Annotated in this window: 1 protein-coding gene; it reads left to right on the top strand. The window is 72.9% G+C overall.

Annotated features, from left to right (window positions below; genetic code table 11):
• On the top strand, window positions 1-376 hold a 376-nt coding region (locus tag ACLBXP_RS25315; RefSeq protein WP_447670596.1), incomplete at both ends, for a beta-propeller fold lactonase family protein.

Below are 376 nucleotides of genomic sequence, written 5' to 3'. Positions count from 1 at the left end.
ACGCGACGCCGGTGGGCCAGCGCCCGCGCCACGCCGAGTTCAGCGCCGACGGCCGCCGGCTCTGGGTGTCCTCGGAGATCGGCGGGACGGTCTCGGTGATCGACGTGGCGAGCCGGCAGGTGGTCCAGACCATCGCGTTCGCGATCAAGGGGGTGTCGGGCGACCGCATCCAGCCGGTCGGCATCACCCTGTCGCGGGACGGGGGCCGCGCCTTCGTGGCGCTCGGGCCCTCGGACCGAGTGGCGGTGATCGACACCGCGAGCTTCGCGGTTCTGAACTACATCCTGGTGGGGCGCCGGGTCTGGCACCTGGCGCTCACCCCGGAGGGCGACCGGCTGCTCACCACGAACGGCGTCTCGGGGGACGTGACGGTGAT

The organism is Methylobacterium sp. A54F, assembly GCF_053346035.1.
Note: the sequence above shows the minus strand (reverse complement) of the source record. Positions and strands in the feature narration are given on the sequence as shown.